This is a genomic window from Wolbachia endosymbiont (group A) of Epagoge grotiana (assembly GCF_947251775.1).
GTDB lineage: Bacteria > Pseudomonadota > Alphaproteobacteria > Rickettsiales > Anaplasmataceae > Wolbachia > Wolbachia pipientis.
The window spans coordinates 987,338-1,013,568 of the sequence record NZ_OX366387.1; the positions used below are offsets into that span (position 1 = coordinate 987,338).

The following is a 26,231-nucleotide window of genomic DNA, read 5'->3' on the forward strand; positions in this document are numbered from 1 at the left end:
ATGCAAGTTTTCTTTGGTTTTAGTCCTATAAAAACTTCCTAAAATAGCTCTTCTTTTTTACCGATAAGATACAATCCAGGTTGGAATACTGAGTTGGTGAGTATAAAATTCTACGTCATGCCACCGCGAACCGTCATACCGCCACGGTATCTCAGCCGCTCACAAGTAGCGGGATGACGGTTGTCGTTTAGCTATAAATGTTAAAAAATTTGCCAAACGAAAAAAAAGGCAAAAGAAGCCCCGTGGTTGGCTAATTACTTACATTATACTTTCAAGTATGGCGTTTTTTTATTCTAAACGTTTAATAACCGCGATTCAGTTGCTTTTAAGCCGCAACTAATCTAAATTATAAACATTAAGAAATTTACTAAACAGAAAAAAAGGCAAAAGAAACCCTAGGGTAGCTAGTTATTCACTATCCATTTTTTAAGTTGGCGTTTTTTTATGTTTTAAATGCTTTATAAGCGCATTTTAGCTTATATTAGGTAAAAACCTAGAAGTTTTATAAAGACATAAGGTGCACATAGTGCAAAAAATTAAACATGAGACGCCAGATACGTGAGTTTTTTTGTCATTTAATCTGTACAGAGAAGATAAATAAATAGCTTCAGTTTCATGATAAGGGAGTTGGCGGAGTTTGTCAAGTAAGTTTTTCGCTTCTGCGGGCTACTTGAATAACGGCTACAATGTTCATACAGCCATACGCGTCAAGTTAAGAAAATAAAGGTATGAAAGAGATAGAATAATAAGGTATAAGTTCTCCCAGATATACTTTTAGTGAGAGAACCAATGAATAAAATAACTTGCTTATCAAAAAAGCTCAAAGAATTTTTTAATGAAAAAGCAGAGAAAATCTCAATTACAACAAGGTTTATAAAAAGAAAGAGAAAGCTAAAAGGTTCATCATTCGTAAAAGCCATGGTCTTGGGTAATATAGGAGTTGATAATTGTAGCGTAGAAACAATGTGTCAATTACTAAACGAGGACTCGATAGATATAACAAAACAAGGTTTGGATTTTAGATTTACTGAAGAAGCAGTGGAATTTATGAAAAGGATGTATAATGAATCTGTGATTCTCTTTAAAAATATCTTGCAAGTTGATTGCAAAATCTTACAGCAATTTAATAGTGTTAAATTATTGGACAGTAGCTATATTACTCTACCTAACAGTATGGAAGAGATGTATAAAGGTTATGGTACTAGCTACAGTGGCTATGAAAGCAATACTAAGTCTGGAATAAAGTTACAATTAGTTTTCGACTACATGAATCAGATAATAGACCAACTTAATTTAACGGAGGGGGTAAGATCAGACCAGGGATATAGGAAACATTTAAGTAATATATTAAGCAATGATTTGCTAATATCTGATCTCGGTTATTTTGTGCCAAGTTCTTTTAAACAAATCAATGAAATAGGAGCTTATTTCATAAGTCGTTATAAATCCGATACCAACATATATGATGTAGAAACAAATCAAAAAATGGAGTTATTAGAATGTTTAGAGGATAAGTTATTTTTAGAAAACGAGGTATTGTTAGGAAAAGAAGCAAAAATTAGAGTAAGAATTATATGTCAGAAACTAACTGAAGAACAGTCTATGGCCAGAAGAAGGAAAGCTAATAGATTAGCAAGATCGCAGGGATATACATCCTCTAAAAGAAATCAAAAATTGTTGAACTGGTCAATATTTATAACTAATGTTCCAGAAAATAAAATTAGTGCTGAGCAAGTATTAACGATTTACAGAGTAAGGTGGCAAATTGAGTTATTATTTAAATTGTATAAAAGCCATATCAGGCTTGATAAGCTAAAAGGAAAGCCATGCAGAGTATTATGTGAACTATATGCTAAATTGTGCGCAATTCTTATATTTCACGGCATAGTTGGTTGCACAGAAGTGAAAAAGAATACAGAACTTAGCTTAACAAAGGCATTTATTGAGCTAAAAAGGCGGGTTAGAGAGTTATTTTTAGTATTAACCAAAATTAATAGTTTAAAAGCATTTCTTAAAAAACTCACTATAACTTGGTCGCGATTTTCATTAAAAGACAAACGTAGAAGGGCTAGAGTATCCACTTTAACCTCTCTAAATTTGCTCACAATCTCTTAACTTGACGCGTATGTGGGCAAATTGGGCTAGTTATTATACTTGTATCGTCATTTCTTTGCTTTGTTTTAGCATATAATAATATGCCTCCAGGTCTATATCACTCAGATAATAATTTATTTTACGAATATCTCTTTTGGGGAGGCGGACATTTATTGCAGTTTGCTTTTACTCAAGGAATGTTTTTAGTCTATTTAATAATGCTAAGTTCCAATGATATTAGTCTAGCTTCAAGCAATAAAATTACTATTTTACCACTATTTATAAACACGATTTTAGCTGTAGGCGCACCGTTTGTATATTTTGTTTATCCAGTTGATAGTGCCAAGTTAATACAGTTTTTTACTTGGCATATGAGGATTGCTGGAGCAGTTTTGCCGTGCTTTTTGATAATATTAGTGTGCTACAACATCAGAACTTTTATTAATGATAAAAGCAACTATTTATTACATTCATTTTTGTTGTTCACTTATGGAGATGTGCTCGGAGTGTTGACTATTGAAGGTAATGTCACGATTCCTGCTCATTATCACGGTTCTGTAGTTGGGATCACTATAGCTTTTATGAATTTCATTTATTGGCTGTTACCCAAATTAAACTTTAAAGAGGTAAAAAACTCCATGGTAAGATTACAGATTTATGCCTACAGTGTAGGGCATTTTCTCCATATTACTGGCCTTGTGTGGCTTGGTGGATATGGTGCTTTAAGGAAGGTTGCAGATCTGCCAAGCATTTCGTCAATGTTAGCACGCACGTGCTTCATTATAGGTGGCGCTATATCAGTTGTTGGTGGAATGTTGTTCGTAATAATTGTGCTTTTACATCTGTTAAAAGGCAAAGCGCGTACCAACTGACCCATAGAAACGAAAAAACTTCCTTGACAAACTCCGCCAGCGCCCTTATCATGATACTGAAGGTATTCAGTTATCTTCATCTGTGCAGATTAAACAGCAAGAAAACAACGTAGTTGGCGTCTTATTTTTAATTTTTTGCACTATGTGCACCTTATGTCTTCACAACATTTTTAGGTTTTTACCTATAAAAGCTGAAACGCGCTTATAAGTCGTTTAAGACAGTATAGTACGCCAATTTGCAGGATTAGAGAGTGAACACTAATTACCACGGGGTTTCTTTTGCCTTTTTTTCTGCTTAGTAAATTTCTTAAATATTTTAGCTAAAGTTAGTTGCACTTAAAAGCAGCTAAATTGCAGCGTTTAAGACTTAAAAAACGCCAAATACTGAAAATAGACAATGACTAGGGTTTCTTTTGCCTTTTTTTTTGTTTAGTAAATTTCTTAATGTTTATAGCTAAACGACAACCGTCATCCCGCTGCTTGTTAGCTGATGAGATACCGCGGCGGTATGATGTAGGACTGCTGTCATTCCAGTGCTCCTTTTTTTGTCATCCGAGTAGCTGACACTGTCCTCCTTTGTCATCCCAGTGCCCAGACACTGGGATCCAGCATTTCACGCAATCCCATCAAGAACGTTGTATTTTACATAACACTTTTATGCTTACCAACTTAATAAAATTCCTGGATCCCAGTGGGCTTTGTTGCATCGCTCAAGTGAAAAGAACTGGCAGTTACTGACAAAATTCATTATAAATAGCCATTTAACTGTTGAAGAAAAAATATGCCACAAAAAATGAGAGTCAGTAACTGCCATGAATATAACAAATTTCTCCAAGAAAGAGGAAGCATTTTTTGTTATATCAATGACGCCATAGAAAATTGGTACGAGAATTGTCCAAAAATGCAGGGCGGCAACTATATTTATAGTGATAAAGTTGTGATTTTGGTGCATATAATCGTCAGTTTCTTTAGAATTGGTTTAAGACAAACAGTCGGGTTTATAAAAGGGTATTTGTAACAAATAGGAAGAGATTTGGCAGTTATCAGCTATTCACAAGCATCAAGAAGGTTTAAGAAACTTAATATTAAGATAAATGATTGCAGAAAATAATATGGAAGATATCGAAATTGCTATAGACAGTACAGGAATTAGTATATACAACAACACACAGCAAGGAAAATAGCACTGACAGAAAATATCGTGGCTATGAGCAAACGAGAAAATTGCACGTAATGTTGAATATAAACAACAAAAAAGCCATAGCTGTAAAATACAGTAACGGCTGATCACTATGGAGCTTGTGATTTGCTAAAAGAAGTTGATTTTCAGCATGCCATAAAAGCACTATATGCAGATAGAGCATGTGATAGGCACAAGTTTTATAAGTTGTGTAACGAATATGATATAAAGACAAAAATTCCACCAATAAACAATGCGGCAGAACATCCAGAAATAGATTATATGTCTGACAGGAATGCTGCTATTAGGTTAATAAAATTATACGGTGAAGATGGCATGAAAGAATGGAAAAAAGAAGTAAATTATGGGAAAAGATCTTATATTGAAGGGTTTTTCTCAAGATTAAAGCAAATATTCGGATTTAGTTTTAGGAATAAATCTGAGATAAATCGAGAAAAAGAACTAAATGCTATTTGCTTAATAAATTCACTGATATTGGTATGGCTAAATTTGAGATAGTTACATGAATTTACCATAAATCACCATCTCATAAAGTGTGATGCAACAAAGCCATCCCAGTGTCAGCTACTCGGATGACAAAAAAAGGAGCACTGGGATGACAGGAGAGGGAGGCTACTTGGATGACATCATAGGGGCACTGGGATGACAGGAGAGGGAGGCTACTTGGATGACATCATAGGGGCACTGGGATGACACCATTCTTTTTCCTGGATCCAAATAGTCAAGGCACTGGAATGACAAAAAAAGGAGGCACTGGAACGACAAAGTGGAGTGTCTGCTTCTGTCATCCTATGATAGCTAAAAAGACCTGGTCACGCGCTGGAATGACACCGAAGGGGCTACTGCCCTCTTGGATGGAGACCAGTGTCAGCTACTTAGATGATACCTTTTTTCTACTTAGTTTAGGTTATGCAGAAGTCTAATACAATTATAGAACAAGCTTAAAAATTCTGGTAAAGTAGTTTTATTTACAAAGAAAGAATATGCTACTTGAAATTGAAAAGCGCAGCATAACAAATGCATTGTGGAAGTTGCAAGAAGCAGATCAAAGGCAAATCTTAACTCTTACACAGAGATTTGAGTTACCAGAAATATTAGCAAGAATATTGGTTACTCGTGGTGTTAACATAGAAAATGCAAGCGACTTCTTATATCCACTAATCAGATCGCTATTACCAGATCCCTTTCACCTTCTTGATATGGATAAAGCTGTTTCTCGTATAATACGGGCAATAAAAAATGATGAAAACCTTGCAATATTTGGTGACTATGATGTTGATGGTGCAACGTCGTCAGCATTGATTAACAGGTACCTGAGAGCAATCGATATACACTCTATAATCTACATTCCAGATCGTGTTGATGAGGGTTATGGATTAAACACAGATGCTTTATTACAACTTAAAAAGAATGGAATTGATTTATGTATTTCCGTTGATTGTGGTACGCTTGCATATCAACCAATAGAAGATGCAAAGGCTTTTGGTCTTGATATTATAGTTGTTGACCATCACCTTGGTACGGAAAAATTACCAAGCGCCGTAGCAGTTGTGAATCCAAACCGCCTTGATGAGAGCTCTCCTTATAATAACCTAGCAGCAGTTGGAGTGTCATTTCTGCTAATTGTTGCTCTTAATAAAAGCCTACGTGAGCAAGGATTTTTTACCAACAAAAAAGAACCAGATTTATTTGATCTGTTGGATTTGGTTACCCTGGGAACTGTCTGTGATGTTATGCAGATCACAGGCCTCAATAGAGCACTTGTCTCACAAGGATTAAAAGTTATGTCAACAAGAAAAAACGTTGGCTTGCGTGTTTTATTTGATGCTTTGGGAATCCTTGAAAAACCAAGTGTTTCTCGATTAGGGTTTAGTATTGGGCCATGCATAAATGCTGGAGGAAGAATTGGAGAAGCATCGCTTGGTGCAAGGTTGCTTTCCACCGATGATGATGAAGAGGCACATTCAATCGCGCTAAAATTAATAGATTTGAATAATGCAAGAAAAGTGTTAGAAAATGAGGCTCTCTTGGAAGCTACAGCACAAGCGGAAAAGTCTGCCCAATCAGGTGCGAATTTTATAATGATAAGTGGCAATTGGCACCAGGGAATAATTGGTATAATTGCATCAAGGCTAAAGGAGCAGTTTCACTTGCCAACAGTAGTGATATCTTTAAATAATGGAATAGGAAAAGCAAGCTGTAGATCAATTTTGGGAGTTGATATCGGTGCTGCAGTCCTTTCCGCAAAGTTTATAAATTTGATTATTGAAGGTGGTGGCCATAGTATGGCGGCAGGATTTTCAATTAAAGAAGACAAAATAAATGATTTGCATGATTTTTTTACTGAAAGATTTTCAAACTCTATAAATGAGAAAACTTTAAAAGCTGATAGTATAGTAACTGCTAAAGCAATAAATTTGTCTTTATGGAATCAATTGCAACGCTTGGGACCATTTGGAGTGGGAAATCCTGAACCAAGGTTTATTATCCAAGGAGCAAAGATAAGAAAGCCTGAAGTTATAGGAGTTGACCATATAAAATGTTTTATTGCTGATGATAATGTTATGGTAAGAGCTATTGCATTTCGTTCTGCAAATACTCATCTTGGCTCTGCTATCATGCAGGGTAATGTTAAAGCTATTTTGGGTAAAATCTCTATGAATTACTGGAATGGCAATGAATTTGTACAATTTTTAATAGAAGATGTATTGACCATTAGTTGAGTGTATCTGTTCAGCAGAGTGGCAAAATAGGTAGACAAGATAAACCAAAAAATCAAGAAGAAGTGAGTGTGCACTTGTCCGTAAAGTCTTTCCATTTCTCCCATTTCTTCGATTATTCTCTTCACTTTCAGCTAATAAGTGATTTTCTATTTCACCTTCCAAACTTGCCTCCAGCAGCTTTTTTATAAGTGGTGTAAATGCTCCATCCCTTCCTGTTAATGGTCTGCCTTCCCTTATTGATGACAGTATATTTGCTTCCAGTTCTTTGTAATCTACCAAACCGGTAGTTCTGTTTACTACTTTCTGACTCATTGTCAAACCTCCATTTTTTTATATCAATTTATTACTTTTTTTTCGGTTTGACACACTTTTTTGAACCATACGCGTCAAGTTAAGAGATTGTGAGCAAATTTAGAGAGGTTAAAGTGGATACTCTAGCCCTTCTACGTTTGTCTTTTAATGAAAATCGCGACCAAGTTATAGTGAGTTTTTTAAGAAATGCTTTTAAACTATTAATTTTGGTTAATACTAAAAATAACTCTCTAACCCGCCTTTTTAGCTCAATAAATGCCTTTGTTAAGCTAAGTTCTGTATTCTTTTTCACTTCTGTGCAACCAACTATGCCGTGAAATATAAGAATTGCGCACAATTTAGCATATAGTTCACATAATACTCTGCATGGCTTTCCTTTTAGCTTATCAAGCCTGATATGGCTTTTATACAATTTAAATAATAACTCAATTTGCCACCTTACTCTGTAAATCGTTAATACTTGCTCAGCACTAATTTTATTTTCTGGAACATTAGTTATAAATATTGACCAGTTCAACAATTTTTGATTTCTTTTAGAGGATGTATATCCCTGCGATCTTGCTAATCTATTAGCTTTCCTTCTTCTGGCCATAGACTGTTCTTCAGTTAGTTTCTGACATATAATTCTTACTCTAATTTTTGCTTCTTTTCCTAACAATACCTCGTTTTCTAAAAATAACTTATCCTCTAAACATTCTAATAACTCCATTTTTTGATTTGTTTCTACATCATATATGTTGGTATCGGATTTATAACGACTTATGAAATAAGCTCCTATTTCATTGATTTGTTTAAAAGAACTTGGCACAAAATAACCGAGATCAGATATTAGCAAATCATTGCTTAATATATTACTTAAATGTTTCCTATATCCCTGGTCTGATCTTACCCCCTCCGTTAAATTAAGTTGGTCTATTATCTGATTCATGTAGTCGAAAACTAATTGTAACTTTATTCCAGACTTAGTATTGCTTTCATAGCCACTGTAGCTAGTACCATAACCTTTATACATCTCTTCCATACTGTTAGGTAGAGTAATATAGCTACTGTCCAATAATTTAACACTATTAAATTGCTGTAAGATTTTGCAATCAACTTGCAAGATATTTTTAAAGAGAATCACAGATTCATTATACATCCTTTTCATAAATTCCACTGCTTCTTCAGTAAATCTAAAATCCAAACCTTGTTTTGTTATATCTATCGAGTCCTCGTTTAGTAATTGACACATTGTTTCTACGCTACAATTATCAACTCCTATATTACCCAAGACCATGGCTTTTACGAATGATGAACCTTTTAGCTTTCTCTTTCTTTTTATAAACCTTGTTGTAATTGAGATTTTCTCTGCTTTTTCATTAAAAAATTCTTTGAGCTTTTTTGATAAGCAAGTTATTTTATTCATTGGTTCTCTCACTAAAAGTATATCTGGGAGAACTTATACCTTATTATTCTATCTCTTTCATACCTTTATTTCCTTAACTTGACGCGTATGGTGGTGATGATAATGTTGGTCATTATGATACAGATTGTGGTGAACGCTACAGTCATCTAAGTTTTCATGATGAAAACACAAACATAATAAGAAAAAAAGATTCTTTTTTTTTAGCCCAAATAGAACTGAATAAAGCAGAAAGGGAGAAGTATGAAAATATTTGGCAAGAAATGGACAAAATCCTTAGTAGTTCACATGAAGTTGGTCTATGTGAAGATGATATTGAGGAGTTGAAAGGCTTACTATTACCCACAAGTATAAAATTCATGAGCAAGTTTCCATCCTTCTGCTAAATCAAAGAGACGTTTCCATCCCTTCCACAAAGCTATAGGGCCTGGTTCTAAGTCATTTTTGCGAGCTAAAAACCCTCCTAACTTGGCCACCCACCTCACAATTTCTCTTATAGGTGGTGGTGTCTCAGGATAGTTTTTTGTCTTAAGCATTTTGGTATATAAAACCTTCCATTCGTCGTCAGTCAGTATGAAAGTGCAAGAAAGATTTGGATTTGTTCTAGCTACTAGTGTGATAAAAAATATTCTCCATGCAATTATACTCATTATTGTAAGAAAGCGGATTAATCTATCTGCTGCTTGGAGCCTACATTCTTCAACTTTAAGACCAGATTTCAAAATTTTATGAAAAACCTCTATTCTCCATCTTAAGCAATACCATTGTATTTTTTCTACTGCTTCTTCAAAATTATTAATATTTATATTTGTCAACAAAATCCAGTTCACAGGCTCTTCGCCAAATGGGGAGTATTTTTCTATAGCATAGACAGCATTTAAACTTAAATTAGGAAGTTTTTGGGTTTTACGTCTAGCGTTATTTTTTGATGCATTCATCACAAAGTTGCTAAACTTTACTTCTAAAACTGTTGTTCTTTGAGGTTTATCATTGCGAGCAGGAATATTCACTTGTATTTCTCCTTGACAAGACATGCGATTCATCAGATCCCACAACCTTTCACCACCTTTTTCAGAATAAGTCGACTTCTTATTTATTGTTCTGTTTTGATTTCCTCTTACTACAAAAAGAGATTGATTAGTGGAAGCAACTTCAAATAAATCATACATATCTGCTTCTCTGTCACAGACGGTAACTACCTTGATATCCTTTAATCCAGGATGATTAGTAGAATATTTAAGTGATTCTATCCACCGTATGCTTTCTTTCTCTTCTATGGGAACAGCAGTATTATGGCTTCTTCTTTTCAACTCTTTTAGGTCTTCAGCTAAGGAGGGTCTAGTACTAATTTTTTGATCCAATAATCCTATAGGCAGTCCTTCTGTTGTAACTGCAAACGTTGTATGCATCACTAATCCATGTGTTTTAAAATTAGTTGTTTTAGATGTTAATCTTGCTGCTATAATCCCTAATCCTTCGGTCTTTTTATGATTTTTATATGAGATATAACTCGTGTCTTGGATAGCTAAGATAGTTGAGTATTCTTTAGCTCTTTCAACAGTTTTAATTATATGACTTTCTAATATCTTTCTCTCAGAAATGGCATCGTTTTGGAAAAATCTATAAGCTGCTTTACTTTGATGCCAATCTTCACAAGCTTGATTTATTGAACGCTCAGGCGATTCAGCAAAACTATTAACTATTTTTAGAAGCCTTTTACTTAATCTTATATCACCAAAATTAACAATTCCAAATTCACTTTCTGCCCATTCGCCAGTTGAAGTATTTATAGTTCTTTTCATCATATATTCCATTTTTAGACCATAGATCCATTTATAATAGAAAGTTGAATTAGTAAAATATCAGCTTTTTTACTATTTATATACTTATGGGTAATAGTAAGGTTGAAAGGGAGACTTGATGAAGTTATAAGCCAAGCACTGGAACAAAGAATTATGTTCACTTTTCCATATAGAGACGGCGAGTCCTTTGTAGACTGTATAATTAATACAACACAAGAACTATATTGGGTCGATTCTACTGAGAATTCTAGACTTCTAGAGGAGAAAAAGATATTACAAGTAATATCGGAGGGTGCAACTTTAAATAAATTTACTAAAGAAAGGTACGATGATTATGTAAATTGTATTTACAGAGAAAAAGAGATTTTAAGTCAAAGGAATAAAAATATTTTAGGACTTAATAATTTAGCATATGAAAGTATTGTAAACAAAAGCAAGCAGACTCAAAATGTATTAGGAGTAGACAAGGATAATGGATATTTTTGTATAGAATATTCGCAAGATAGTATTGTTGAAGTTGCAGAAATCCTAAACAATGAAAAAGCCAAAGACTTAAATTTAAGAGTTGGCATACTCAAAATTGGAGAAAGTATAGTAAGAGTTGAAAATGTAGAAGAAATAGGGGGAAAAAGAAATTACATGGATGTCTCAAAAGGTGGTATTGAAATGTCTTTTACTACTGAGGTAGGAGAGATAAGTATTTATCTAAGTCCTAGTGAGAAAGGCAGCAATAAAATAAAAGTGGAGATTGATGGGGAAAACAGAGCAAGGCTTAATGAGTTAAAAAATAGGGGAAAAAGTTTAGGGGAAAACTGTCTTTTAGGAGGAAAAAGTGTTGAGGAAGCTATAGAGCATGAAAGTTTTGAAAGATATGGCAGTGTACCTAACACTGCTATGAAGGAACCTAGCTTAGGTTGCGTTGCTAACATAGCAAGGGGGGGATAAGCTTGCAGAGATAAAATGATGGGCCAAATTGGCAGTATTTCGCTTTTGTAATGTACTTCAAAATGGTAGTATGCAAGCTAGATAGAACTTAATTGACAGACAAGAATTAACTGATGGAAAAATTGACATAATCAAACAATCACAGAATAAACTAGTGAATTTTTTGAAAAGTATATAAAATTCAAGTTTAAGTAAATAGCATGGCACTTAGACTCATTCCAGATAACCTCAATATCAAGTTTAGTAAATATAGAAATTTGACAGCACTCGTTAGCATTATTCTTATCATCTTTTCAATGCTCATTGTTGTACTGCGTGGAGTGAACTTAGGCATAGACTTTGCAGGCGGAATTTTGATAGAGATAAAATCTTCAGATGAGAATCACTCTATTCTCGATGCATTAAAAGAAAATGGTTTTACAGTGCAGAGTTCAAAAGCGGGTGATAATTTAGTCATGCGTTTTAAAGATGAAGGAGATGAAGATAAAATCAAAAAGATAAAAAGCATACTAGAAGAAAAGCTAGGTAGCTCAATAAGCTATCGTAAAATAGACTATGTTGGCCCACAAATAAGCTCAACACAAATATTTGAAGGAATGTTATCCATGTTGATCGCGATTGTTGGAATATTTTTTTACGTTTGGTTTAGATTTAATTGGCAATGTGGATTCAGTGGAATAACAGCACTGATTCATGACGTGATTTTAACTGTTGGTTTTATTAGCCTAACTGGCATTGAGTTTAATATTTCATCAGTTGCAGCTCTCCTCACTGTCATTGGTTATTCAATCAATAACTCAGTAATTATATATGATCGGATTCGAGAGTATCGCAGGAGTGGTAAAAGTGGGCGGATGAGTGAGGTAGTAGATGCAAGTATCAACGCTACATTATTTCGCACTATATTAACTTCTGGTACAACCCTTCTTGCTGCTCTTCCTTTGGTATTAATCTGCACAGATGCAGTGAGAGACTTCAGCTTGATCATTTTTTTTGGTATTTTGATTGGCACTTGTTCTGCAATATTTATTTCTGCTCCTATATTGACCTACAGAGCTTTGATAAGTAGATTGTAGAAGTGTTTAGTCGCGGTATAATATCAACTTATTATCTCTTATAGTGAAATGAAAATACCTTAAAAAGCTCATTCCAAGTAGTGAATGAGACATAGAATGAGTGTTAACGCTTGCCTGTACATCATTAATCAAAAAATTTCCTATTTTAACTTGAGGTATTTGAACCACTCCAGCTTTTATTTGACCTTTCGCAGTTTCATATATTTTAAAATCCTGAACATTTTGTAAGTTAATACCAACATGTAATGCGTCTTTTTGTGATAGAACAATATCGGTTGCTCCAGTATCAAGCAAAAACGTTATATTGCGATCATTGACTTGAGCCTGAATATAAAAGTGTCCATCATATGACTTCGTAAATTCAATACTTCCACTATTCTGACCGCTATTTTGAATTCTTCCTTTATATGGTAAAAAAGTACTGAGAAATCTGTCGCTTAGTTTGTCCCTTTGTGAATCAATAAGCATTGCAGTAGTGGCTATTATTAGCAACCAAATAACTAGATTTTTCACCGCGTTCATATTGTTAAAATTTGAAGCTATTAAAATAAATTTTAAAGATCAGCGTTAAAAGTTATTATTAAAAATAAGTAAATTTCATTGTTTTAGTACAATATTTAGTATACACTTTAAGAAGATATGTTTGATTTAATTTCATGTCAGAAGCAAAAAGTTTAATTTTGGCAGCTATCCTTTCCATGTTAATCATGGTGTCTTGGCGTATTATTTATGGTAATTTTTTTAGTACAAACCAAAATCAGCCATTGATTGAAAATATTGAACATATCGAATCTTTTAACGACCTTGCTCCTATAATACACCAAAATCGTTCTGAAATTATTAATTCTACTCGAGAACAGAGGGTTAGTTTAACCAATAACATGATTAAAGGATCAATTTCTCTGAAAGGTGCAAGGTTTGATGACTTAATTTTAACTAATTACCACTTAGAACCGAGTTCTTCTTCTCCACAAGTGGTGTTACTGTCACCTGCAGAATCAAAAGATGTATATTTTGCAGAATTTGGGTGGCTCGATCCGAGTAACAAGATTAAAGTTCCAGATTCTAAAGCAGTCTGGCGAGCAGATAAACTTAATCAAAAAGAGGTCAATTTATCTTGGGACAATGAGAATGGCATTTTATTTAGAATGAAAATTAACCTCGACGATAATTACATGTTTAAAGTTGAGCAAGTTGTTGAAAATAATACAAAGGATAATGTAGTTTTGGTTCCTTATGGTAAAATTAACCGTAAACGTGACAATATCAACGAATCTTATTGGATATCCCATGAAGGAGTACTGGGTGCATTTGATAATAAACTAGAGGAGTGGACATATAAGGATATTTCCAAAAAACATTTAATAAAAGCAAGCACGAGTGAAAAAAATTGGTTTGGTTTTGCTGATAAATACTGGCTCACAGCCATCATACCTGAAAAATCTGATAAAATAAATGTAAGCATTAAACACACAAACGTTAATAATACTGATAAATTCCAAGTAGATTTTGTCAAACCTTACAAGAGCATACTTCCTGGTGCAAGCGTTTCTAATGTGAATTATTTTTTTGCTGGAGCAAAAAAGTTGAATTTACTGGATTCTTATAAGGACACTCTCAATATACCCCTGTTTGATAAAGCTGTAGATTTTGGTGTTCTTTACTTTATAACTAAACCAGTGTTTTTACTGCTTGAATATTTTAACTTCGCTTTAAAAAATTTTGGCTTAGCAATATTATTGCTGACTTTAGTAATCAAACTTTTGATGCTTTCCTTATCTAATAGATCATATATTTCGATGTTTAAGGTAAAAAGCCTGCAGCCTGAATTAACTCGTATAAAAGAGTTGTATAAAAATGACAGCTTAAAGCAGCATAAAGAGACAATTGCATTGTTTAAGAGAAACAACGTAAATCCAATGTCGAGCATTTTTCCCATGCTAATACAAATACCGGTATTTTTTGCTCTATATAAAGTATTATTTGTTACTATAGAGATGAGGCATGCTCCTTTTTTTTTATGGATTAAGGATCTTTCAGCTCCTGACCCAACGAACATCTTTACATTATTTGGGTTGTTTAATTATAACTTTCCTATTTCTATAGGCATTTTACCTATAATTTTCGGTGCCACCATGATAATTCAGCAGAAGCTAAGTGAGAAAGATCAAACCAGTAAAGATGATATTCAAGTAAATGTTATGAAGTTTTTACCTTACATTTCTGTCTTTATTTTTTCTTCTTTTCCTGCCGGCCTGGTAATATATTGGATATTTAGTAATATTATAACTCTAATTCAACAGTCATTAATAAAGTTGTTTTTAACAAAAAAAGTGGTAGTAAATGTCGAGAATACTAATAGTTAATTCGATTTATTATACTGAAATAGCGAACCTTTTGCTTGAAGGTGCAATTGATAAATTAAAAGGCAGTAATGCCAGTTACGATGTAGTTGAGGTTCCTGGTACATTTGAGATACCAGCTACAATTCTTTTTGCAGTCAAGAGTGGGCATACTAATTATGATGGTTATTTAGCTCTTGGGTGCGTAATTCGCGGTGAAACCGATCATTATCAATATGTTTGTAAAGGAGTAATTGAAGGCTTAAATGAGGTTGTTATGCATTATGCAATACCCCTTGGTATGGGTGTAATTACCGCTGACAGCAAAGATAAAGCACTAGTTAGAGCTGATAAAAACAAAAAGAACGTTGGTGGCCATGCAGCCTCAACTGTTTTGCGTATGATAGATTTACACAATAAATTAAAATAATGGAGGAAAAACCAGTAGATAAAAAGTGGCGCATAAAAAGAAGCACGGCAAGATTTCTTGCTGTACAAATTGCTTATTCAAATATTTTCGTAGGTTACAACAAAAGCACTTTTAAACTGGAAAATTGTGAGCTTAAGGACTACATAAATAAGTTGAAAGATATATTTGAATGTGAAGAATTTGAACATCAGTTCTTAGAAAACTTGTTATATAAGGTTATAAAAAGCAGTGAAGAATATGATAAAATAATAGAGTCTTATTTACACCCAAGTTGGTCCCTTTCACGGTTAAATCTTATAAGCTTATCTATTTTGCGTGTTGCAATATGTGAGTTAGCTAATTGTGATACGCCAGTTCCAGTTGTCATTAATGAATATACTAACATTGCATCTGATTTACTTGATAAACCAAGCGAAATAGGTTTTATTAATGGGTTATTGGATAAGGCAAAAGATGCAGTTAAATTAAATAAAAATCCTTAGCAATTATAGCCAGCAAGCACAAGGTGTCATCCGAGTAGCTGCTGTATGAACATTGTCTACCAGATCCCAGTGCGTGACACTGGAATGGCTTTGTTGCATAGCAACTGAAAAAATCTGGTGGCTACTGACAAAATTCATTATAAAATAGCCATTTAACCTTGAAAGAAAAAATATGCCACAAAAAATGAGGGTCAGTAACCATAGCGAATATAACAAATTTCTAGAAAAAAGAGGAAATATTTTTCATTATATCAACGAAGCCATAGAAAAGTGGTACGAGAATGGTCCAAAAATACCAGTTGGCAACAATATTTATAGCGATAAAGTTGTAATTTTGGTGCACATAATAACTTGTTTATTTAGAATAGGCCTGAGGCAAACAGTTGGGTTTATAGCAGGATACCTTGAGCAAATTGGGAAAAATTTGCAAGTTATCAGCTATTCACAATCATCAAGAAGGTTTAAGAAACTCAATATTAAGATCAATGATTGCAGAAAATAATATGGAAGATATCGAAATTGCTATAGACAGTACAGGAATTAGTATATACAACAACACTCCTGGTCATAGCAAAGAAAATAGCGAAGATAGAAAGTATCGCAGCTATGAACAGACAAGAAAATTGCATGTAATGTTGAATACAAACAGCAAAAAAGCCATAGCTGTAAAATACAGTAACGGCTGATCACTATGGAGCTTGTGATTTGCTAAAAGAAGTCGATTTTCAGTATGTCATAAAAGTACTATATGCAGATAGGGCATATGACAGAGAAAAGCTCTATAAGCTGTGTAATCAATATGGTATAAAAACGAAAATTCCTCCGAAAAACAACGCAGCAGAGCATCCAAAGTTAGACTATATGGCTGAGAGAAATGCTGCAATTAGACTAATAAAATCATGCAGCGAAGATGGAATGAAGAGGTGGAAAAGGCAAACAAACTACGGAAAAAGATCTTATATAGAAAGTTTTTTCTCGCGACTGAAACAAACATTCGGGTTTAGTTTTAGGAATAAATCTGAGACAAATAGAGAGAAGGAACTACTTGTTAAATGCTATTTGCTCAATAAGTTCACTGATATTGGTATGGCTAAATTTGAGATAGCTTCATAAATTTATTGTGCGTTACCTACTATCCGAAGAGCGATGCAACAAAGCCCACTGGAATCCAGAAAAATTGATTGTGCACTATACAACATTTTCGATCAAAAGCTGGATCCCAGTGGGCTTTGTTGCATCGCTCAAGTGAAAAGAACTGGCAGTTACTGACAAAATTCATTATAAATAGCCATTTAACTGTTGAAGAAAAAATATGCCACAAAAAATGAGAGTCAGTAACTGCCATGAATATAACAAATTTCTCCAAGAAAGAGGAAGCATTTTTTGTTATATCAATGACGCCATAGAAAATTGGTACGAGAATTGTCCAAAAATGCAGGGCGGCAACTATATTTATAGTGATAAAGTTGTGATTTTGGTGCATATAATCGTCAGTTTCTTTAGAATTGGTTTAAGACAAACAGTCGGGTTTATAAAAGGGTATTTGTAACAAATAGGAAGAGATTTGGCAGTTATCAGCTATTCACAAGCATCAAGAAGGTTTAAGAAACTTAATATTAAGATAAATGATTGCAGAAAATAATATGGAAGATATCGAAATTGCTATAGACAGTACAGGAATTAGTATATACAACAACACACAGCAAGGAAAATAGCACTGACAGAAAATATCGTGGCTATGAGCAAACGAGAAAATTGCACGTAATGTTGAATATAAACAACAAAAAAGCCATAGCTGTAAAATACAGTAACGGCTGATCACTATGGAGCTTGTGATTTGCTAAAAGAAGTTGATTTTCAGCATGCCATAAAAGCACTATATGCAGATAGAGCATGTGATAGGCACAAGTTTTATAAGTTGTGTAACGAATATGATATAAAGACAAAAATTCCACCAATAAACAATGCGGCAGAACATCCAGAAATAGATTATATGTCTGACAGGAATGCTGCTATTAGGTTAATAAAATTATACGGTGAAGATGGCATGAAAGAATGGAAAAAAGAAGTAAATTATGGGAAAAGATCTTATATTGAAGGGTTTTTCTCAAGATTAAAGCAAATATTCGGATTTAGTTTTAGGAATAAATCTGAGATAAATCGAGAAAAAGAACTAAATGCTATTTGCTTAATAAATTCACTGATATTGGTATGGCTAAATTTGAGATAGTTACATGAATTTACCATAAATCACCATCTCATAAAGTGTGATGCAACAAAGCCATCCCAGTGTCAGCTACTTGGATGACAAGAAAGGGAACACTGGAATTTTTGTTTCAGCATTAGCCATGCATCTAAACAGATACGTTGCCTTGAGAATCGCAACATCCATGCAGTTATGCGCGTAACACTGAAAATCAAAAAAACAAAGAGGCAGACTTAATCTACCTCTTTTATACTTAGCTGTCTAGTCTGGTACTTTTCCTTTAGCAGCTTGTTCAACAATAGGTGAGCCTAAATAAGTGTTAACCTCTTTAGCACCATCTTTGTCTAAACCTAATGTTTTATTCCACTTTGTTTCATTTACTGCCTCGAACTTACCTTCATCGTTTTTCTCTTTTAGTGAACCTATCTTGAAGAGTAAAGTATTGCCTAGTATACTGGTAAGCTGATTAATATCAACAATAATACGGTAGTTCTTGCCTTCTAAGCTGAAGTCTATATAATATTTATCCTTTTCTACCTTACCTTCTTCATCTTTAACTTGGTTATTCCTTGCAATTTCCCTAAATGCGTCTTTTGTTACTAGCAACCCATCCTTAATAACCTTCAGAGCTTTCAACTCAGATATTTCGTTATTTTTGCTGATAGCATATATTGCTAAATAAGTCAGCGCAGCAGCAACAAATGCTAAAACGCCCATTCCAAGTGGTGTAGCTGCAAAAGCTGCTAGCTTGCAAGTTGAAGGCCTCCAAAGCGGTGTTGAAAGTATTGCTAATCCACCTATAACGTATATAGCAGTAAATGCAACAAATACAGTGTTTGCTTTGTGGAGCTGGCCACAATGATTTTTGAAAGTTAGCATAAACGACTTCATTTAATAAAATATTAATATGCTTAAATTGTGTATAAAAGAACTGTCATAGTTAAGCTTTTTCGTAAGCTACCTGCCGCTTGAGCCAAAGCCCCCTGCATTGCGACCGGTTTCTTCTGCGCAGAATTCTTCTCTGTCATCCCAAATTACCTGAGATACAGGAGAAATAAGGATTTGTGCGATTCTATCTCCTCTTTTTATTTCGTATGGCTGATTACTTAGATTAATTAGACAAATTTTAACTTCACCTCGATAATCAGAGTCTATAGTACCCGGAGAATTTAAGACAGTGATTCCATGTTTTGCAGCAAGACCAGAACGTGGGCGGATTTGCCCCTCAAAACCGTTTGGTATTGCAATCACAATTCCAGTTGGAACAAGTAATCTTTCAAGTGGATTTAAAACAGCAGAATCATTCAATGCAGCATAAAGATCCATGCCAGCACTCTGCGTAGTTGCATAACATGGAAGAGACAAGTCTTCTCCGTGTGATAATCTTTTTATTTCTACTTTAATTTTACTTCTTTGCACTCCAATTTACCATCTATGAAGACTCAATTATAGCATGTAAATTGTATCTGCAAAAGTGATAAATGTAAATGATGTCATTCCAGCGCGTGACGCTAGGCCATAAAATTCCTTGACAAGTTCAGTGCTCCTTTTTTTGTCATCCCAGTGCCTCTATGATGTCATTCCAGTCTGGAATCTAGTCCTTATTATGCAGCCACTTGGTTGAAATTAAGTCTTCTGGATCCCAGTGTCTGGGCACTGGGATGACACCCTGACAACCGTCATCCAGCTACTTGTTAGCGGGATCTAGAGATACCGCGAATGAATCGCGGTATGACGTAGATTGCTGTCATTCCAGTGTCAGCTACTTGAATGACACCCTCTTGGTATTCGTGTAGTTGCAAGCAGTATAGCTATAAATCACTCACAATCGATATGCTTGAATTACTCTCAGTAAATAAATCAAGCATAATGTTAGGTATTCTACCATCAACTATGTGAACAACTCCAGCACATTCCTCCGCCATTTTAACGTATGCCATAAGCCTTTCAATAAATTTTTCCCCTTTAATTTTCCCACAATCAATCGATGCATTTAAATTTTTAACAGATATCTTCCTGCCACCAATTTTATCTATTTCTTCATCTGTGTCACTCAAGATTATCATTTTAGATGCAGAAACTGCGATTGCGATTGCGCTTGCAGTGCTATCGGCATCAATATGATATGTTTCCCCATCTTTTCCATGACCAATTGGTGCAATAACTGGTATAAAATCTGATTCTTCAATAAAAAATAATATATCAGGATTGATTTCAGTGGGTCTACCGATGAACCCCATGTCTAATATCTTTTCGATATTATTTGATCTATCTTCTCTAAGCGTAGCGGTTATTTTTTCGGCTTTAATTAAGTTACCATCTTTTCCACATAATCCAATAGCTGAACCACCAGCAGAATTTATATGCTGAACAATTTTTTTATTAACTGAGCCACACAGTGCCATTTCAATGATTTTCATAGTGTCTCTGTCTGTAAGTCTGATACCATTCACAAATTTACTGTCCATACCCAGCACTTTTAACACCGAGTTAATTTCATATTCTCCGTCATGAATTATTACCGGATTTATACCAAGCTGCTTCAACAAGACAACATTATGCACAAAAGTGTTAAATAGTGTTTCATCTAAGATTATTGTACCACCGCATTTAATGACAAAAGTCTCGCCTACAAAGCTAGGTATATTAGATAGCACTTCAAATAATATTTCTGCTTTTTGTTCAAATGATACCTCAACCTTTAAGAATTCACTACTCTTCATTTTTTTATCTTGTAAACTTGAAAAACTCATCTCTTACCTTGGTTATTTTATGCTTAACACGGATGCTCATTTGATGAATTGACACATTCTCATTATTAATCCATCTTTGAATATCTTCTATAACAGCACCTAAGCTTTTTTGACTTACTTTATCTATTTTTGTTAGCACAACGTTAAAGTTAATGTTATTATATATTAACCAATAAATGAAGTCTTTGTCTATTTCTTTTAATCCTACCTTGCTATCTATCAACACAAACACTCTTCTTAGATTTCTTCTTTGAATTAGATAATACTCAATTAAGTTTAAATATTGTATAATTTCCTCCTTACCTGCATGAGAATAACCATACCCTGGTAGGTCAACAAGCCTGAACTTATCATTGTACATAGAGTAAAAATTTATTTGTCTAGTGCATCCAGGTTTAGAGGAAACTCTGGCAGCTTTTTTGCTGTTTATCAGTAAGTTAATCAGACTGGATTTTCCTACATTTGATCTACCAGCAAATGCAATCTCTGGAACCGACTCATTTGGTAATGATTTTATGTCCGAAGCTCCAAATATGAAATTGCAGTTTGATGTTATCTGTTTTGCCATTATATTCAACTAGAAGGTAGTAGGTATATTATAGTGTTATTGCTTGATATAAGAAATTTTTTATTTCAGTATATATTACTTAGCTAGATCTGTGCTATATGGATATGGAAAATAATTTACAAGACTTAAAGAAAAAATTTAATGATATAGAGAGGAATTTGGAAAATCATACCAATTTAAGTCAAAAAGAATTCATTACCCTTTCAAAGGAATACTCTGAGCTCAGGCCAATAATCAAGATAATTGATGAATATAACACGCTGAAAGAGGAAATTTCAGACTTAGAAGAAATAATGAAAGATGAAAACAGCGAAGGTGATATAAAAGAGTTAGCAAAAGAAGAATTTTTCGAAAAGCACAAGGTATTATTACCAAAAATAAAAGCAAAATTAAAGTTAGCATTATTGCCCAAAGATGAAGATGACTCAAGAAATGCAATATTAGAAATTAGAGCAGGTACAGGCGGAGAAGAAGCAGCATTATTTGCAGCAATGTTATTTCGTATGTATCAAAAATATGCAGAAAGAAGAAATTGGAAGTTCGAGCCAATAAGCATTTCTAATACAGGTATAGGTGGCTATAAGGAAGCTTCTGCACTCATTAATGGAACAGAAGTTTTTGCAAGGTTGAAATTTGAATCAGGGGTGCACAGAGTACAGAGAGTGCCAGAAACTGAATCCTCAGGAAGGTTGCATACCTCTGCCGCTACTGTTGCGATATTACCTGAAGTAGAAGAAGTTGACTTTAAAATAGAAGAAAAAGACTTACGAATAGATGTTTATAGATCCAGTGGTCCTGGAGGGCAATCAGTGAATACAACTGACAGCGCAGTAAGGGTCACCCACTTGCCAACAGGGATAGTTGTGATACAGCAAGATGAAAAATCGCAGCATAAAAATAAAGCTAAAGCGCTCAAAGTATTGAGGGCAAGGCTATACGAAATTGAAAGACAAAAAAAAGAAATGGAAAGGTCAACAATGAGGAAAAGCCAGATTGGCTCTGGTGATCGTTCCGAGCGCATAAGAACATATAATTTCCCACAATCAAGAATAACAGACCACAGAATTAATCTAACTTCACATCGGCTAGAGCAGATTATCAAAGAAGGCGAACTAGATGAATTTATTGAGGCATTAATCTCACGTAATGAAGCAGAAAGATTGGCAGGGGAAAGTTAGCAGCCTACAATGGAATATCTTTATTAATTACATAGGATCTTTTAAACGCAATAGATAGACAGTAAAAACAAGTTCTAGTACTATCGCGGATAAAACAAGAACAGCTACACTAATTGTTTGACCATTGTAAATGTAGCTTGTTAAGCCGATAAAAATAGCCATGATAAAAGCTCTAATGAACGAGACTGCAGAAGAAGCTGTGCCTTTAATTTCAGGGAAAACATTTATTGATGCATTAAAAATCACTGGCTGGAAAATTGCACAACCGATAGAAAAAATAATCATAGACAGTGTTACTAAGTAGAAAGAGTGGGGTACAATTATACTGAATATTACAAGCAATAGAGACCCAATAGCACCCACGCTCGTACCAGAAATTACACACTTTATTGCTCCAAGTTTCTGCAAGATTTTGCCAGCAAATAGACTGATGAGTGAGAAGCACCCAACTATTGCACCTTGATGTAGTGCATAAATAGTGCTAGATAAACCAAAAGTCTTCATATACAGAAAAGGTCCACAAGTGATGAATGACATATAAGCAGCAGAAAAGAGGCTTGACATCAAAGACAACGTAACAAACCTCGGATTAGATAGTAGTTTTCTGTAATCTTTCATCGTTTTTTTCAAACTGAAAATATCGCGGTCCTTTTTTGTTTCTGGTAACGCTAAAAGCAGCAAAACCCAAGAGATCAAACAAAGTATTGCAACAGTTGCATAATTACCACGCCATCCTACAATTTCATTGATGAAACTGCCTAACACTGGCGCAATTGCCATGACAACTGTAAGAACAGAATTCATGATTCCAATAAATTTCACCGCTTCGTCACCTTTATAGCTGTCTGCAACGATTGCAAACACAACTACAGATGTGCTGACACCAATGCCCTGAACAAAGCGAGAGATTAAAAGCCAAAAAATCGACGGTGCAAAAACACAACCAACAGCGCCGATTAATAACAAGGTGTTACCTATGATCATAATTCTCCTTCTGCCGTAGCATTCAGACAATGGACCGAAAAACAACCCTCCTATGCAAAAGCCTAAAAAATTATAAGCAATAGTTAATTGAATTGTTCCTTCTGATACGTTAAAATAGCGCACCATATCAGGAAAACTAGGTACGGAAATGTCAATTTCAATGAACTTGGCAATTAGAGACAGGATTAATAGAAATGGTAGTAACATTTGAGATTTTCAATTAATGAATAAAAATGTCACATTTAAAGCGTTGAAAGAAGAACATTTTTTACTGTTATTAAAATGGTTAGAAACACCTCACGTAAAGAGGTGGTGGATAAATTGGACACCAGAGTTAATTGAGAAAAATATGACAACTATGTTAAAGCTCTTACTCTCTGTCCTAACTTTACTTATTTCCTCTTACTTTTTCAACAGTTCGTCTAAATTACTACAAGCAGTTTAATTTTTAGTAAATATGTCATTATTTAAAAATATGCAAGAAGCTTTATAGAAACTTAACATAATTTTATCATAAAAATGTCATTCTTAAGTCCTATGTAAAAACAAATTTTGGCACTAATTTAATTAACTATGAGCTGGATAAATTGGAAAATAAATTTTGTTTACTTTTACAATACCTTAAGATCTAATATTACTTTATCAGTCAAAAGTATCACAATAGGCTAGTATGTTCTTTACTCTTTTCCTAAAAATATTACCTATTTATATTACGATATTTATTGGTTATTTAGCAGGAAAATGTCTTAAAATTGATAGAAACACTATATCTCAAATACTCTTTTATATAGCTAATCCAATAGTGATTTTATATGGAGTTTCTCATACAGAAGTTAATTTAAAAGTAATTTCTCTGCCGATTTTGATATGGTTTATAGGTAGCACTATGTCCTTATCAGTGTATTATCTTTCTTCTTTTTTATTTAAGGATAACACGAGAAACATATTAGCATTTAGCTCGGGTAGCACAAGTATGGGTTATTTTGGCCTGCCGATTGCCATGGCTTTATTTGATGAAGATTCAGTATCTGTATATGTTGTTTGTTATATAGGAATGGCGCTATTTGAAAACAGCTTAGGATTTTACATAGCTGCAAATGGTATTTATACCGCAAAAGAATGCATATTAAAGTTGTTCAAACTTCCTTCGCTTTATGCGATGGTTCTGGGCTTCTTTTTAAGTATATACGATATACAAATACCTACTTTTTTAACAGATGTTATGATGAACATTAGAAGTACTTTTGTCACATTAGGAATGGTGCTACTTGGAGTGAGCATTGCGAATATTGCAAGCTTTAAAATAGATTGGAAGCTTGCTTTGATCACTATTACAGCAAAGTACGTATTCTGGCCACTGTTTGTTTTAGGAATTGTCCTTTTAGACAAGCATGTTATAGGTATATACGATGAGAGCATATATAAAGCACTGATGTTGCTGGCTATTATTCCAGTTTCTGGGTCCAGTATAATACTTGCTAATATTTTGAATTATCAACCAGATAAAGCTACTCTGTTGCTTCTAATCAGTACTGCAGTGGGACTGTTTTATGTTCCACTAATAATATCATTATTTTTTACTAAACTTGTTCCTTTTTGATCAAAAAATTAAGCGCTTGCACAACCATTATTTGGGTAACAACACAAGACATTGATAAAACTTGAATTTATAGCTAAAGCAACTTCTACAATTTGGTAACCCGTCATCCCGCTACTAGTTAGCGCCGCGGCGGTAAATTGACCTTACCCAGAAAAAGTAGAGAGAAAGTTAAAACGTTTTTGGAGTAAAATAAAACGTTTTTTCAAAATATGACAAATAGAAGAGAATATACAGCAGAATTCAAATTAGAAGCTGTTAAGCTGGTTAAAGAAACAGGTCAAGCAAGTACAAAAATAGCAAAAGATCTAGGTATAGATGGTAGTATGTTAAGTAAGAAAATATGATGGAAAAATGTCTGGAGCATACGCATTTCCAGGCAAAGGCTCCTTATGACAAAGAAAGATTTGATCTAAAAAAAGAACTAACAAGAGAAAGAGACATTTTAAAAAAAGCCCTGGGCAAAGAAAAAGAGTAAAGTATTCTTTTATATAGAAATTGCTATAAAACACAGGAACTATGTAGGGTTTTGTACTGGTGGTATGGGTTGCTAAGGAAAAAAGCAGTAAAGAATTAGCAAAAGAAGGGCTTCTAGCAGATATTCAAAAAATACATCAAGCTTCTAAATGCAGATATGGAGCCCCTAAAATTCACGCTGAATTAAAAGCTTTAGGCAAAAATTAAAACAGTACAAAGTGTTATGCAAGAAAATGGCATTAAAGCCAAGCTTAGACGAAGGTTCAAAAATAAAAAACAGCAAATAAGCAACCGAGTTGTGGCTCCGAACACATTGGATCAAAATTTTACTACTGATCAGCCAAATAAAGTTTGGGATTACCTACATAAAAACTAAAGAAGGTTGTTGGCGGCAATAATTGACCTATATTCACGCATGGTGGTTAATGAGTAACATGATAATTAGTTATAGATTCTTTATTGATGGCCGTTGATAAACGCAAACCCGATAAAAATCTGCTGTTACATAGCGATCAAGGGTCACAGTATACCTCTCAAAATTACCAATTTCTATTGAATACAAAAAACATCATTTCCAGCATGAGCCATAAGGGCTGTTGTTACGATAACTCTGTTGCAGAAAAGTTCACTTAAAAGGGAGCTGCTTATTGATACTTCTCGCTCAACAAACCAGAACTGCCATATTTGAATACATAGAAATCTTTTATAACAAATAACGTAGACATTCTACTATTAACTATTGCATTCCTGCACAATTTATTCTCATGATAAAAACGTCTTAACTTTC

At 34.0% G+C, this 26,231-nt stretch carries 17 protein-coding genes and 7 pseudogenes; 15 read left to right on the forward strand and 9 right to left on the reverse strand.

Annotated features, from left to right (window positions below):
* The first annotated feature begins 789 nt into the window (after nt 1-789).
* The 4 genes and pseudogenes from OPR50_RS04545 (at nt 790) to recJ (ending at nt 6,890) form a co-directional block, all read left to right on the forward strand.
* Nucleotides 790-2,115: an IS4 family transposase gene (locus OPR50_RS04545; protein ID WP_264339118.1), complete on the forward strand. Its 1,326-nt coding sequence runs from the start codon at nt 790-792 to the stop codon at nt 2,113-2,115.
* A 14-nt stretch (nt 2,116-2,129) separates the two neighbouring features.
* Nucleotides 2,130-2,966, forward strand: a pseudogene (locus OPR50_RS04550) (cbb3-type cytochrome c oxidase subunit I); the annotation flags it as partial.
* A gap of 781 nt (nt 2,967-3,747) precedes the next feature.
* A pseudogene (locus OPR50_RS08820) lies at nt 3,748-4,673 on the forward strand (IS5 family transposase).
* A 477-nt stretch (nt 4,674-5,150) separates the two neighbouring features.
* On the forward strand, nt 5,151-6,890 hold the full coding sequence (recJ, locus tag OPR50_RS04565) for a single-stranded-DNA-specific exonuclease RecJ (protein ID WP_264339147.1): 1,740 nt from the start codon (nt 5,151-5,153) through the stop codon (nt 6,888-6,890).
* Nucleotides 6,891-6,944: 54 nt separating this feature from the next.
* Here recJ and OPR50_RS04570 read toward each other — a convergent pair.
* The 3 genes and pseudogenes from OPR50_RS04570 to OPR50_RS04580 form a co-directional block, all read right to left on the reverse strand.
* A pseudogene (locus tag OPR50_RS04570) lies at nt 6,945-7,202 on the reverse strand (IS256 family transposase); the annotation flags it as partial.
* Nucleotides 7,203-7,281: 79 nt separating this feature from the next.
* The gene (locus tag OPR50_RS04575) at nt 7,282-8,607 is read right to left on the reverse strand and encodes an IS4 family transposase (RefSeq protein WP_264339118.1); all 1,326 of its coding nucleotides are present in this window, start codon (nt 8,605-8,607) and stop codon (nt 7,282-7,284) included.
* A 335-nt stretch (nt 8,608-8,942) separates the two neighbouring features.
* On the reverse strand, nt 8,943-10,409 hold the full coding sequence (locus OPR50_RS04580) for an IS4 family transposase (protein ID WP_265024323.1): 1,467 nt from the start codon (nt 10,407-10,409) through the stop codon (nt 8,943-8,945).
* 150 nt (nt 10,410-10,559) lie between these two features.
* Here OPR50_RS04580 and OPR50_RS04585 point away from each other — a divergent pair, with 150 nt between their 5' ends.
* On the forward strand, nt 10,560-11,351 hold the full coding sequence (locus OPR50_RS04585; protein ID WP_265023855.1) for a hypothetical protein: 792 nt from the start codon (nt 10,560-10,562) through the stop codon (nt 11,349-11,351).
* Between the two features lie 200 nt (nt 11,352-11,551).
* Nucleotides 11,552-12,427 carry a protein translocase subunit SecF gene (gene secF, locus OPR50_RS04590; RefSeq protein WP_264339180.1) on the forward strand — a complete coding sequence of 292 codons (876 nt, stop codon included), beginning with the start codon at nt 11,552-11,554 and terminating at the stop codon, nt 12,425-12,427.
* Nucleotides 12,428-12,433: 6 nt separating this feature from the next.
* Here the strand turns inward: secF and OPR50_RS04595 are convergent, their stop codons facing one another.
* Nucleotides 12,434-12,949 (reverse strand): TIGR02281 family clan AA aspartic protease, encoded by a 516-nt coding sequence (locus OPR50_RS04595; RefSeq protein ID WP_006279648.1) that lies wholly within the window; start codon nt 12,947-12,949, stop codon nt 12,434-12,436.
* A gap of 134 nt (nt 12,950-13,083) precedes the next feature.
* On the opposite strand from OPR50_RS04595, the gene yidC reads away from it, so the two are divergent.
* The 5 genes and pseudogenes from yidC to OPR50_RS08830 all read left to right on the forward strand — a co-directional run bounded on the left by yidC (nt 13,084) and on the right by OPR50_RS08830 (nt 17,919).
* Nucleotides 13,084-14,793, forward strand: a complete 1,710-nt coding sequence (gene yidC, locus OPR50_RS04600; RefSeq protein ID WP_265023856.1) for a membrane protein insertase YidC — start codon at nt 13,084-13,086, stop codon at nt 14,791-14,793.
* The gene (locus tag OPR50_RS04605; protein ID WP_006279647.1) at nt 14,771-15,199 is read left to right on the forward strand and encodes a 6,7-dimethyl-8-ribityllumazine synthase; all 429 of its coding nucleotides are present in this window, start codon (nt 14,771-14,773) and stop codon (nt 15,197-15,199) included. Before yidC ends, OPR50_RS04605 begins: the two co-directional genes overlap by 23 nt.
* The gene (gene nusB / locus OPR50_RS04610) at nt 15,199-15,681 is read left to right on the forward strand and encodes a transcription antitermination factor NusB (protein ID WP_007549265.1); all 483 of its coding nucleotides are present in this window, start codon (nt 15,199-15,201) and stop codon (nt 15,679-15,681) included. Before OPR50_RS04605 ends, nusB begins: the two co-directional genes overlap by 1 nt.
* A gap of 172 nt (nt 15,682-15,853) precedes the next feature.
* Nucleotides 15,854-16,794 (forward strand): annotated as a pseudogene (locus tag OPR50_RS08825) (IS5 family transposase).
* A 199-nt stretch (nt 16,795-16,993) separates the two neighbouring features.
* Nucleotides 16,994-17,919 (forward strand): annotated as a pseudogene (locus OPR50_RS08830) (IS5 family transposase).
* Nucleotides 17,920-18,148: 229 nt separating this feature from the next.
* Here OPR50_RS08830 and OPR50_RS04640 read toward each other — a convergent pair.
* The 4 genes from OPR50_RS04640 to yihA all read right to left on the reverse strand — a co-directional run bounded on the left by OPR50_RS04640 (nt 18,149) and on the right by yihA (nt 21,208).
* Nucleotides 18,149-18,766: a hypothetical protein gene (locus OPR50_RS04640; protein ID WP_231115830.1), complete on the reverse strand. Its 618-nt coding sequence runs from the start codon at nt 18,764-18,766 to the stop codon at nt 18,149-18,151.
* 78 nt (nt 18,767-18,844) lie between these two features.
* Nucleotides 18,845-19,306 (reverse strand): dUTP diphosphatase, encoded by a 462-nt coding sequence (dut, locus tag OPR50_RS04645; RefSeq protein WP_006279458.1) that lies wholly within the window; start codon nt 19,304-19,306, stop codon nt 18,845-18,847.
* Between the two features lie 392 nt (nt 19,307-19,698).
* The gene (gene argB / locus OPR50_RS04655; RefSeq protein WP_320110175.1) at nt 19,699-20,610 is read right to left on the reverse strand and encodes an acetylglutamate kinase; all 912 of its coding nucleotides are present in this window, start codon (nt 20,608-20,610) and stop codon (nt 19,699-19,701) included.
* Nucleotides 20,611-20,614: 4 nt separating this feature from the next.
* Entirely contained in the window at nt 20,615-21,208 is a 594-nt protein-coding gene (yihA, locus tag OPR50_RS04660; protein ID WP_265023858.1) for a ribosome biogenesis GTP-binding protein YihA/YsxC, read from the reverse strand.
* A gap of 98 nt (nt 21,209-21,306) precedes the next feature.
* Here yihA and prfA point away from each other — a divergent pair, with 98 nt between their 5' ends.
* Nucleotides 21,307-22,386 (forward strand): peptide chain release factor 1, encoded by a 1,080-nt coding sequence (gene prfA / locus OPR50_RS04665; protein ID WP_265023859.1) that lies wholly within the window; start codon nt 21,307-21,309, stop codon nt 22,384-22,386.
* Nucleotides 22,387-22,413: 27 nt separating this feature from the next.
* Here the strand turns inward: prfA and OPR50_RS04670 are convergent, their stop codons facing one another.
* The gene (locus tag OPR50_RS04670) at nt 22,414-23,577 is read right to left on the reverse strand and encodes a multidrug effflux MFS transporter (RefSeq protein ID WP_264339185.1); all 1,164 of its coding nucleotides are present in this window, start codon (nt 23,575-23,577) and stop codon (nt 22,414-22,416) included.
* A 16-nt stretch (nt 23,578-23,593) separates the two neighbouring features.
* On the opposite strand from OPR50_RS04670, the pseudogene OPR50_RS08835 reads away from it, so the two are divergent.
* The 3 genes and pseudogenes from OPR50_RS08835 to OPR50_RS08840 all read left to right on the forward strand — a co-directional run.
* Nucleotides 23,594-23,736: pseudogene (locus OPR50_RS08835) on the forward strand (N-acetyltransferase); the annotation flags it as partial.
* 304 nt (nt 23,737-24,040) lie between these two features.
* Nucleotides 24,041-24,970: an AEC family transporter gene (locus OPR50_RS04680; RefSeq protein WP_141456821.1), complete on the forward strand. Its 930-nt coding sequence runs from the start codon at nt 24,041-24,043 to the stop codon at nt 24,968-24,970.
* A gap of 209 nt (nt 24,971-25,179) precedes the next feature.
* A pseudogene (locus tag OPR50_RS08840) lies at nt 25,180-26,160 on the forward strand (IS3 family transposase).
* Nucleotides 26,161-26,231: the final 71 nt, after the last annotated feature.